Origin of the sequence: Streptomyces roseochromogenus subsp. oscitans DS 12.976 (assembly GCF_000497445.1) — a bacterium.
Classification (GTDB): domain Bacteria; phylum Actinomycetota; class Actinomycetes; order Streptomycetales; family Streptomycetaceae; genus Streptomyces; species Streptomyces oscitans.
Window position 1 is genome coordinate 4,937,542 of record NZ_CM002285.1, and the last position, 10,847, is coordinate 4,948,388.

Sequence of the window (10,847 nt, forward strand, 5' to 3'; positions counted from 1 at the left end):
AAGGTGCAGAATTTAGAGGAAAGAACCGAGAAGGTTCGGTTCTCCCGAGGAGGCCGCTCATGACCGCTCGCACCCCTGATGCCGAGCCGCTGCTGACCCCGGCTGAGGTCGCCACGATGTTCCGCGTCGACCCGAAGACGGTCACGCGGTGGGCGAAGGCCGGCAAGCTCACTTCCATCCGTACGCTCGGCGGGCACCGCCGCTACCGCGAGGCTGAGGTCCGCGCTCTGCTCGCGGGTATCCCGCAGCAGCGCAGCGAGGCCTGAACAACTCCATAACCGGGCAAAACGGCTGGTCCCCCAATCTGCCGAGGCGCCCGGAACCCTAGCTCCAAGCGACGCGGGACCTGCCCCAACAGGGCCCACGCCCAAGCCGAAGAGAACGTTGTAGGCAGCGACACAGGGTGCGTCGTAGATCGCGCTGGACTCCGCCGGGTCCAGCGCGATCTTTTTTGTGCGCTGGTCGGGGTGGGGGTGGGCCTCTGTGAGCGGCCTTGTCGGAGTCTGGGCGGGGCTGCTGGAACCGCTGTGCGTGACCACCGAGGGGGGTGCAATTGCACATATTAAATTGACCAGTTGTAGGGCGGGGGTAAGTTCCACCCTTTCAAAAACTCATGCGGTGACTCCCGTCACACGTCGCGCTGGTTGTTGCCGGCGGCATGTGTGCGCTAGAGGAGCGGCCTGTTCCAGCGTGCCACGTGGGGTGGGCTGTTGGGGCCGACGTTGGTCACGCGCTGCGGGGACTTTCGTCCTCGACGTCGTCCTCGCCCGCCTCCCGGACTCGCGGGCCGGCGTCCATCGCCAGCCGCAGCAGGTGATGGCAGATCGGGCAGTGGCGGGTCAGATGCCGGTAGGACGAGGCGGCCGACAGATGGGCCCGGAGCAGCGCCCGCGTCTCATGCCTGACCGATGCCGCCATACCCCACCTCCGCGGACCGCCCAGGGGAACGGGCCCTGGTCCTTGGGTACCGACGGAATGTGACGCCGTCAAGACGACGGACACCCTGCAGTGGAACGGAAGAAGGGCCCCACGAGGGGGCCCTTCGCTGATGCGGTCCTGGCGGGATTTGCTGTGTCTGTTTGCGGCTCCGCCGCGGGCGCGGCCTTCGTCTTGACGGGGTGGTCGAGTCGGTTGTGTAGGCATGTTGAAGGCCCCCATCCGGGCGGGATGAGGGCCTTCACTGATGCGGTCCTGACGGGATTTGAACCCGCGGCCTCCACCTTGACAGGGTGGCGAGCACTCCAAACTGCTCCACAGGACCAGGTTTCGCGGCGCTTGGCTGGTGCGTTGCGCTGCGAGAAGAGACTGTACAGGAGGTGGGGCCGCCTGGTCGAACTCACCCCCTGTGCACACGCGATTACGGTACGGCCGCGTCGATCGCCTTCACGATCCGCTTGTCGGAGACGGGGTACGCCGTGCCCAGGGCATGGGCGAAATAGCTGACCCGGAGTTCCTCGATCATCCACCGGATGTCCAGGACCTGCCGCGGCACCGGGCGGCCCTGGGGGAGCTGCTCCAGGAGCCAGGCGTACTCGTCCTGCATCTCGTGGACCTTCTCCATGCGCGTCGTGTCCCGCTGGACGTTCGTCGGCATCTGCTGCAGGCGCCGGTCGGCGGCGACCATGTACCGCATCAGGTCGGGCAGGCGGCGTATGCCCGCCCACGTGACGAATCCCGGCTTCACGAGGGCGTCCAGCTGCTTGCGGACGTCCGTCAGGTTCGCGAGCAGCGTCGGGCTGCTCACGGCCTTCAGGCGGCGCTCGCAGGCCTGCCAGGCCGCGAGGACCTGCTGCACCTGGCCGACCGTGCGGACCGTCGTGCCGACGATCTCCGCGCGCACCTTGTCGTAGAGCTTCCGGTGCGACTCCTCGTCCCACGCCGGCCCGCCGAAGTCTGCGATCAGCTTGTCCGCCGCCGCCATCGCGCAGTCGTCGAACAGGGCCTGGACGGAGCCGTGGGGGTTGGCGGACAGGGCCAGCTTCTGGGCGTTGGTCAGCTTCTCGGACGCGAACTTCGCCGGGTTCACCGGGATGTTCCGCAGGATGAGCCGCCGGGTGCCCTGCCACATCGCCTCGGCCTGCTCCGCCTCCGTGTCGAAGAGGCGGACCGAGACCGTGTCGCCGTCGTCCACCAGCGCCGGGTACGCCTTCACGGGCTGGCCGGCGCGGCGGGTCTCGAAGACCCGGGTGAGCGTGCCGATCGTCCAGTCGGTGAGGCCCTTGCGCTCCAGGGACTCGCCGCCCTCGCGGGAGGCCGTAGCCGCGGCCGCCTGGGACAGGGCCTGCCTCGCCTTCGGCTTCAGCTTGAGCTTCAGCGCCTCCAGGTCCTTGTCCTCGGCCAGCTTCCGGCGTCGCTCGTCGACGATCCGGAAGGTGATCTTGAGGTGGTCGGGGACCTTCGCCCAGTCGAAGTCCTCCGCCTCGAACGGGACGCCCACCATCCGCTTCAGCTCCCGCGCCATCGTCACGGTCAGCGGCTCCTGGAGGGGCTCCGCCCGCTCCAGGAAGGCCTTCGCGTAGTTCGGCGCGGGCACGTAGTTGCGGCGGATCGGTTTGGGCAGGGTGCGGATCAGCTCCGTCACGACCTCCTCGCGCAGGCCCGGGATCTGCCAGTCGAAGCCCTCGTCCGTGACCTGGTTGAGGACCTGGAGCGGGACGTGGACCGTCACACCGTCCGCGTCCGCGCCCGGCTCGAACTGGTACGTCACCCGGAACGTGAGCTGCCCCTGCCGCCAGGAGTCCGGATAGTCGGCCTTCGTGACCGCCTCCGCCGACTCCCGGATGAGCATCTCCCGCTCGAAGTCCAGGAAGTCGGGCTGCTCGTGCCGCTTCCGCTTCCACCAGGAGTCGAAGTGGGCGCCGGAGACGACATGGTCCGGCACCCGCTGGTCGTAGAAGTCGAAGAGCGTCTCGTCGTCGACCACGATGTCCCGGCGCCGCGCCCGGTGCTCCAACTCCTCCACTTCGCTGAGGAGTCTGCGGTTGTCGGCGTAGAACTTGTGGTGCGTGCGCCAGTCGCCCTCGACGAGCGCGTTGCGGATGAACAGCTCGCGGCTCGTCTCCGGGTCGATGCGGCCGTAGTTCACCTTGCGCTGGGCGACGATCGGGACGCCGTACAGCGTGACCTTCTCGTACGCCATCACCGCCGCCTGGTCCTTCTCCCAGTGCGGTTCGCTGTACGTCCGTTTCAGGAGGTGCTCGGCGAGCGGCTCGACCCAGTCGGGCTCGATCTTGGCGTTGACCCGCGCCCACAGCCGGCTCGTCTCCACCAGCTCCGCCGACATCACGAACTTCGGCTGCTTCTTGAACAGAGCCGAGCCCGGGAAGATCGCGAACTTGGCGCTGCGGGCGCCCAGGTACTCGTTCTTGTTGCCGTCCCGTACGTCCTTCATCCCGATGTGGGAGAGCAGGCCGGCCAGGAGCGAGACATGGACGCGGTCGCCGGCCGCGTCCTCCTCGTTGAGGTGGATGCCCATCTGCTTGGCGACCGTGCGCAGCTGGGTGTAGATGTCCTGCCATTCGCGGATGCGCAGGAAGTTCAGGTACTCCTGCTTGCACATCCGCCGGAACGAGCTGGAGCCCCGCTCCTTCTGCTGCTCGCGGATGTAGCCCCAGAGGTTCAGATAGGCGAGGAAGTCGCTGGTCTCGTCCTTGAAGCGGGCGTGCTGCTGGTCGGCCTGGGTCTGCTTGTCGGCCGGGCGCTCGCGCGGGTCCTGGATGGACAGCGCGGCGGCGATGACCATGACCTCGCGGACACAGCCGTTCTTGTCGGCCTCCAGCACCATCCGGGCCAGGCGCGGGTCGACGGGCAGCTGGGCCAGCTTGCGGCCGGTGTCGGTGAGCCGCTTGCGGACGTCCTTCTCGGCCGGGTTGAGCGCGCCCAGCTCCTGCAGCAGCTGCACGCCGTCGCGGATGTTGCGGTGGTCCGGCGGGTCGATGAAGGGGAACTTCTCGATGTCGCCGAGGCCGGCGGCGGTCATCTGCAGGATGACGGAGGCGAGGTTCGTCCGGAGGATCTCCGCGTCCGTGAACTCCGGGCGGCCGAGGAAGTCGTCCTCGGAGTACAGCCGGATACAGATGCCGTCGCTCGTCCGGCCGCAGCGGCCCTTGCGCTGATTGGCGCTGGCCTGGGAGATCGGCTCGATGGGCAGCCGCTGGACCTTGGTGCGGTGGCTGTAGCGGCTGATCCGGGCGAAGCCGGGGTCGATGACGTACTTGATCCCGGGCACGGTGAGGGATGTCTCGGCGACGTTGGTGGCCAGAACGATCCTGCGCCCGGTGTGCGGCTGGAAGACCCGGTGCTGCTCGGCGTGCGACAGCCGGGCGTACAGCGGAAGGATCTCTGTGAAGCGGTACTGCTTCTTGGTGAGGGCATCCGCCGTGTCCCGGATCTCCCGCTCACCGGACAGGAAGACGAGGATGTCGCCCTGGCCCTCGGCCTGGAGTTCCTCGACCGCATCGCAGATCGCGGTGATCTGGTCCCGGTCGGCGTCGTCGCTCTCCTCCTCGAGGAGGGGCCGGTAGCGGACCTCCACGGGATATGTCCGCCCGCTGACCTCGATGATCGGGGCGTCGCCGAAGTGCCGCGAGAAACGCTCGGGATCGATGGTCGCGGAGGTGATGACGACCTTGAGGTCAGGCCGCTTCGGCAGCAGCTGTGCGAGATAGCCGAGCAGGAAGTCGATGTTGAGGGACCGCTCGTGAGCCTCGTCGATGATGATCGTGTCGTAGCCGCGCAGTTCGCGGTCGGTCTGGATCTCGGCGAGCAGGATGCCGTCCGTCATCAGCTTGATGAAGGTGGCGTCCGGGTTCACCTGGTCCGTGAAGCGGACCTTCCAGCCGACGGCCTCACCGAGGGGCGTGCGCAGCTCCTCCGCGACCCGCTCGGCGACGGTACGGGCGGCGATACGGCGGGGCTGGGTGTGCCCGATCATGCCACGCACGCCGCGCCCCAGCTCCATACAGATCTTGGGGATCTGCGTGGTCTTGCCGGACCCTGTCTCACCGGCGACGATGACGACCTGGTGATCGCGGATGGCCTCCGCGATCACGTCCTTCTTCTGACTGACGGGCAACTGCTCGGGGTACGAGACGGCGGGCACACGGGCACGCCGTTCACCGATCCGTGCCTCGGCCTTGCCGACCTCCGCCTCGATCTCGGCGAGGACGGCGGCGCGGGCCTCCGGCTTACGGATCTTGCGCGCGCCCTCGAGCCGCCGGCCGAGCCGATGCGCGTCGCGCAGCGACAACTCGGTCAGACGGGGAGCGAGGGTGCCGAGAACGGGGGCGGGATGCGTAGACATACGCGATCCAGGATCTCACCCCGTCCGAAAAACACGCGAACGATTTGACCGCGCTGCTCAGGGAGTGCGCTGAGTCGGCGGCGTGGCGGTCGGCGGGGTCGAGGCCGGCGCGGCGCCCGGCCGGCCCAGCGCGATCGACTTCGCCGTGCTGGAGACGGCCTTGATGCCCAGGTAGGCGGTGGTCATGCTGCTCACGGCAGTGAACGCGGCGGTCAGGATGCCGACGGTCACGGACGTGTCCCCGTGGAGCCGCCACACCCCGAAGATCGCGACGGCGGCTATCGCCAGATTGCTGATGACCACCGCGAGCAGCCCGTACCGCGCCCGCACCTTCTCCAGCGCACTGTCCGCCGTCATGGCGACGGCCTGGTCCTGGCTCATCTCCCCGTTTCCCCGTTCCCTTGTTCCTGATCATAGGGGCCGTGGCGCGTACGCAACCCTGATCAAGGATTTACCTGTTCCTCGTTGTGCGTGGTCGGTGGTGTGGCTAGCGTTCCCCCGCCCCCCATCTGCGGATCTTGCATCGGCATTGATCGGCAGCATCCGACTGTCATGGGCAGACCACTCGGTCCCCCATCGCCACCACCAGAAGGGCATTTCCTTGCGCTCAAGGAGACGTCGGGCGGCATCCACCGCCGCCCTGCTGTCCACCACGGCACTCATATCGACCGGATGGCTCACGGCCACCGCGTCCGCCGCACCGTCGGCCACCGGGGCACCCCACGTCAAACACCTCTGCGCCCATGCCACCACGCCGGGCCACATGGCGTGCCTCGCCGAGGCTCGCACCGACGTCGTCCAGCATCTGACCGTCAGCCCGAACACCACCCCGTCCGGCTACGGCCCCTCGGACCTGCAGAGCGCCTACAACCTGCCATCCTCCAGCGCCGGTTCGGGCCGCACCGTCGCGATCGTCGACGCCATGGACGATCCCAATGCCGAGACCGACCTCGCCGCCTACCGGTCCCAGTACGGCCTCCCCGCCTGCACCACGGCCAACGGCTGCTTCAAGAAGGTGAACCAGACCGGCGGCACCACCTACCCGAGCGCGGACTCCGGCTGGGCCGGCGAGATCTCCCTCGACCTCGACATGGTGAGCGCCGCCTGCCCGCAGTGCCACATCCTGCTCGTCGAGGCCTCCTCCACGGGCATGGCCGACATCGGCACGGCCGAGAACAAGGCCGTCGCCCTCGGTGCGAAGTACGTCTCCAACTCCTTCGGCGGCACCGAGGACCCGACCGAGACCACCGCCGACGTCCAGTACTTCAACCACCCCGGCGTCGCCATCACCGTCAGCGCGGGAGACAGTGGCTACGGCGTCCAGTACCCGGCCTCCTCCCCCTACGTCACCTCGGTCGGCGGCACCTCCCTCAGCCGCGCGGGCAACACCCGCGGCTGGAGCGAGTCGGTCTGGTCCAACGACAGCACCGACGGCACCGGATCCGGCTGCTCCGCCGACGAGGCCAAGCCCACCTGGCAGTCCGACACCGGCTGCGGCAAGCGCACCGTCGCCGACGTCTCCGCGGTCGCCGACCCGGCCACCGGCGTCGCCGTCTACGACACCTACGGCGCCTCCGGCTGGAACGTCTACGGCGGCACCAGCGCCTCCTCGCCCCTCATCGCGGCCACCTACGCCCTCGCCGGCACCCCGACCGCGAACAGCTACCCGTCCTCGTACCTCTACGGCCACAGGCCGGCGCTGAACGACGTCACCTCGGGCAGCAACGGCACCTGCTCGACGAGCTACCTGTGCACGGCCGGCACCGGCTATGACGGCCCGACCGGCCTCGGCACCCCCAATGGCATCACTGCCTTCGCCGGCGGCGCCAACACGGTCAACTCGCTGCAGCCCGGTCAGAAGCTCACCTCCGGCCACCGCCTGAGCAGCGCGAACATCACGCTGACGATGGGCAGCGACGGCAACCTGGTCGCCTACCTCAAGACGAACGGAACGAGCAGCAGCGGCCCGGCGATCTGGTCCAGCGGCACCTCCGGCCACTCCGGCGCCTATGCCTTCATGCAGACCGACGGCAACTTCGTCGTCTACTCGAGCACCGGCAGTGCGCTCTGGTCCACCCACACCTCCGGCCACAGCGGCGCCTACTTCCTGGTGCAGGACGACGGCAACATGGTGGTCTACGGCTCCGGCGGCGGGCCCGGCACCGGCGGTTCACTGTGGTCGGACGGCACCTACGCGCGGTCGGCGAAGATCGGCTCGGGCCAGAAGCTCCAGGGCGGCTGGTGGGCCCAGACCCAGTACACCCGCCTGGTGATGCAGCCGGACGGCAACTTCGTGATCTACCGCAAGCACGACGGCAAGGCGATCTGGTCCACCGGCACGTCCGGCCACTCCGGCGCCTATGCCTTCATGCAGACCGACGGCAATCTCGTCGTGTACTCGAGCACCGGCAGCGCGCTCTGGTCCACCCACACCAGCGGCCACACCGGCGCGTACGCCCTGCTGCAGAGCGACGGCAACTTCGTCGTCTACACAAGCACCGGCGGACCGGGCAAGGGCGGCGCCCTGTGGGCCAGCAACTCCCGGTCGTACGTGCCCTGAGCCGTACGTTCTCTTGGAAAATGACGATGACCTGGGGAAAACCCCAGGTCATTGCCGTATGTGGAGGGCGTACCCGCCGTTGGCGCAGGCGACACGAAAGAGCCCCCCTCCAGTTGCACCGGAGAGGGGCTCAAGCCCTGTAAGGGCGGCTGTGGCTGGGGCCGGGGTCGAACCGGCGACCTTCCGCTTTTCAGGCGGACGCTCGTACCAACTGAGCTACCCAGCCACGGTGTTTCACGTGAAACACCAGCGGTCCTGACGGGATTTGAACCCGCGGCCTCCACCTTGACAGGGTGGCGAGCACTCCAAACTGCTCCACAGGACCAAGCGTGCGTGCAACAGTGTCGCACACGGTATTGCGTGCCCCCAACGGGATTCGAACCCGTGCTACCGCCTTGAAAGGGCGGCGTCCTAGGCCGCTAGACGATGAGGGCTATCGGCCCGCCTGGGCGCTTCTCAGCGCGTCGGGGACGTGAGAAGCATATGGGATGGCGGGGAGTATCGCCAAAACGGTTTACGGCGACGAGGTGGAAGAGGCGGGGGAAGGGGTTGCCGGGGTGGGGGTGGCGCTCGGTTTGCCGTGGTGGGTCCGCTGGTGGAGGGCGTCGTCGGCCAGGTGGCGGCTGACCTCGGCCGTCGTCTCGCCCAGGCCGCCCAGTTTGATCGCGTCCCAGGCCTGCAGCCGCCGGCTGTCGCGGTCGAAGTAGAGGATCGAGGCCTCGATGGGGGCCGGGTAGGTGTGCTCCACCGCACGCAGCCCGCTGCCGCCCGTGGAGCCCTCCATGCGCAGCCTCGTGCCGTAGGGCAGCTTCTCGTCCCCCTCGTGGTGCAGATGGCCGCACAGCACGAGCGGCACCTCGCCGTCCGTCTCGCGGGCCGCGGCCGGCTCGTGGGCGACGGCGACGTCGACCGGGGTGTGCCGGGCCTTCTGGTCGCGCAGGGCGCTGGCCAGCCGGTCGCCCGCCAGCTGCTCGGCCGCGTCGCCGCCGGGCACCACCGAGCGGTCGGGGGTGAACTGCGGGTCGCCGATGCCCGCGAAACGCAGTCCGGCGACCGTCTGGGCGCGGCCGTCGTCCAGGACGTGCACGTTCTTCATCCGCTCCAGATAGCGCTGGGTGGTCAGCGAGTCGTGGTTCCCGCGCACCCAGACGTACGGCACCCCCAGGTCCCGGATCGGGTCCAGGAAGCCGTTCTCCGCCGCGATGCCATGGTCCATCGTGTCGCCGGAGTCCACGATCACGTTCACCTTGTACTGCTCCACCAGCGAGGCGATGATCTTCCAGCTCGCCGGGTTGAGGTGGATGTCCGACACGTGCAGGACCCGGATGGTGGAGGGATCCGGCTCGTAGGCCGGGAGCGTGGAGGTGACGTCGTAGAGCTTCGTCACGTTCGTCACCAGGCGGGCCAGCTCCTTCTGGTAGACGTCGAAGTCGGAGACGATGCTGCGCGCGTTGCCGACCACCTGCGGTGCCGAGATGAGCAGGCCGGAGAACTTCGGCTCGAGTATCGACTTCGGGTTCCAGGTGGCGGCCGCACTCGCCCCGGACGCGGCCAGCAGGGTCAGGGCGAGGCCGCCGGCGGTGAGGGCCCGGCGGGGGCTGCGGTAGACGGCGAGACCGAGGGCCGTGGCGCCGGCGACCACGGCGACACAGGAGCGCACGGCCAGGTCCAGCGTGTCGTGCTCGACGTCCTTGACGACCTCGTCCTGCAGTCCGGAGATCCGCTCGGGGTGGTCGACCAGCGCCTGGGAGCGCAGTGGGTCGAGCTGGTCCACGTTCACGTCCAGGCGGACGGGCGCCACATGGCTGTCCAGGGTGAGCGCGCCCAGCGGCGAGATATTGATCTTCGTGCCGCCGGTGAGGGACGGGCGCAGCGCCATCGTCGTGTTCATGGGGCCGACCGGGGCCCGTACGTTCCCCACGATCAGCAGCCCCAGCCACGCGCCGACGAGGACGACGGCGGTGAGACCGAGGGCACGGAGCCAGGGGCGTGGGCGGGCGGTGACGTCCGGTGCGGCGGGTTCTGGGACGGCGGGTTTCGAGACGGTGGGTTTCGGGTCGGCGTGTTTCGGAGCGGGGTGCGGGCGGGCGCCGTGGGCGGCGTGGCGCAGGCGGTGCGTCATCGTGCGGAGGGCTGCGACGGGAACGCGGACCATTGGTGCCGTATGCCCAAGTCCGCTCGCGGATATGCGGTGCCGCACCGCTCTCGTACGGGCCCCCGTACCCGACAATGACCGTGTGCTGGAGATGACGCGCGAGGAGTTCGAGGAGCTGGTCGCCGAGGCGCTCGACCGGATCCCGCCGGAGCTGACGCGGCTCATGGACAACGTGGCGGTGTTCGTGGAGGACGAACCGCCCGTCGACGACCCCGAGCTGCTCGGCCTGTACGAGGGCACACCGCTGACCGACCGCGGCGAGTGGTACGCGGGTGTGCTGCCGGACCGGATCACCGTCTACCGCGGGCCGACGCTGAGGATGTGCGACAGCCGCGCGGACGTCGTCGCCGAGACCGAGGTGACCGTGGTCCACGAGATCGCCCACCACTTCGGCATCGACGACGCCCGGCTCCACACCCTTGGGTACGGGTGAGTGCGGCAGGGGTGAATGACGAAGTACGTACTACGGCCGAGGGGGTCGTAGACGTGCGTCGGCTTGTGGGTGGGCGTCGATGCGGACGGGGCGCGTGTCTTCTTGCGGGCGGCGGGAGTTGGGGAGGTTGACTCCGTTCCTTGCCTCCGGAGGTGGTCGCCGTGCGCCCCTTGTCCGTACCCGTCCGGCTCACCGTCTCGGTGCTGGCCCTCGCCGCTGCCGCCGGCTGTGTGAACGTGGGTGACGACGCGGTCCCGGCCAGGCCCTCGCACGCGGCCGGCCGGCACGGTGGCGAGGCGCCCGACGGCGGCCCGGTGGACGGTGCCGGCGGCTTCGGCGGGCACAACGGCAGGGCCGGCGAGGACAACAAGCACGAGCACGGCGGCAAGGCGAAGCC

The 10,847-nt window shown here is 68.9% G+C and carries 7 protein-coding genes, 4 tRNA genes and 1 pseudogene; 4 read left to right on the forward strand and 8 right to left on the reverse strand.

All coding sequences use genetic code 11. The annotated features are described in order from the left end of the window. The first annotated feature begins 59 nt into the window (after positions 1 to 59). Entirely contained in the window at positions 60 to 266 is a 207-nt protein-coding gene (gene bldC, locus M878_RS70950; RefSeq protein ID WP_003949541.1) for a developmental transcriptional regulator BldC, read from the forward strand. A 460-nt stretch (positions 267 to 726) separates the two neighbouring features. On the opposite strand, the gene M878_RS70955 is transcribed toward bldC, so the two are convergent. The 4 genes from M878_RS70955 to M878_RS70970 all read right to left on the reverse strand — a co-directional run bounded on the left by M878_RS70955 (position 727) and on the right by M878_RS70970 (position 5,683). Beyond that, positions 727 to 918, reverse strand: a complete 192-nt coding sequence (locus tag M878_RS70955) for a DUF6274 family protein (protein ID WP_023548952.1) — start codon at positions 916 to 918, stop codon at positions 727 to 729. 268 nt (positions 919 to 1,186) lie between these two features. Next, positions 1,187 to 1,261: transfer RNA gene (locus M878_RS70960), tRNA-Asp, on the reverse strand. Positions 1,262 to 1,357: 96 nt separating this feature from the next. Beyond that, positions 1,358 to 5,302, reverse strand: a complete 3,945-nt coding sequence (gene hrpA / locus M878_RS70965; RefSeq protein ID WP_023548954.1) for an ATP-dependent RNA helicase HrpA — start codon at positions 5,300 to 5,302, stop codon at positions 1,358 to 1,360. A 57-nt stretch (positions 5,303 to 5,359) separates the two neighbouring features. Continuing rightward, entirely contained in the window at positions 5,360 to 5,683 is a 324-nt protein-coding gene (locus tag M878_RS70970) for a hypothetical protein (protein ID WP_023548956.1), read from the reverse strand. A gap of 220 nt (positions 5,684 to 5,903) precedes the next feature. Here M878_RS70970 and M878_RS000000100060 point away from each other — a divergent pair, with 220 nt between their 5' ends. Then, positions 5,904 to 7,862, forward strand: coding sequence for a hypothetical protein (locus M878_RS000000100060; RefSeq protein ID WP_425347904.1), 1,959 nt, complete (start codon positions 5,904 to 5,906; stop codon positions 7,860 to 7,862). 152 nt (positions 7,863 to 8,014) lie between these two features. On the opposite strand, the gene M878_RS70975 is transcribed toward M878_RS000000100060, so the two are convergent. The 4 genes from M878_RS70975 to M878_RS70990 form a co-directional block, all read right to left on the reverse strand. Then, positions 8,015 to 8,088, reverse strand: a tRNA-Phe gene (locus tag M878_RS70975). Positions 8,089 to 8,112: 24 nt separating this feature from the next. Continuing rightward, a tRNA-Asp gene (locus tag M878_RS70980) sits at positions 8,113 to 8,187 on the reverse strand. Positions 8,188 to 8,223: 36 nt separating this feature from the next. Next, positions 8,224 to 8,296 (reverse strand) — tRNA-Glu (locus M878_RS70985). Between the two features lie 80 nt (positions 8,297 to 8,376). Then, positions 8,377 to 9,984 carry a metallophosphoesterase family protein gene (locus M878_RS70990; RefSeq protein ID WP_051430276.1) on the reverse strand — a complete coding sequence of 536 codons (1,608 nt, stop codon included), beginning with the start codon at positions 9,982 to 9,984 and terminating at the stop codon, positions 8,377 to 8,379. Positions 9,985 to 10,099: 115 nt separating this feature from the next. Between M878_RS70990 and M878_RS70995 the strand changes: the two genes are divergently transcribed. Together M878_RS70995 and M878_RS71000 are read left to right on the forward strand one after the other, a co-directional pair. After that, a complete protein-coding gene (locus tag M878_RS70995) occupies positions 10,100 to 10,450 on the forward strand; it encodes a metallopeptidase family protein (protein WP_023548962.1) in 351 nt (116 codons plus the stop codon). Positions 10,451 to 10,611: 161 nt separating this feature from the next. Next, positions 10,612 to 10,847: pseudogene (locus M878_RS71000) on the forward strand (hypothetical protein); the annotation flags it as partial.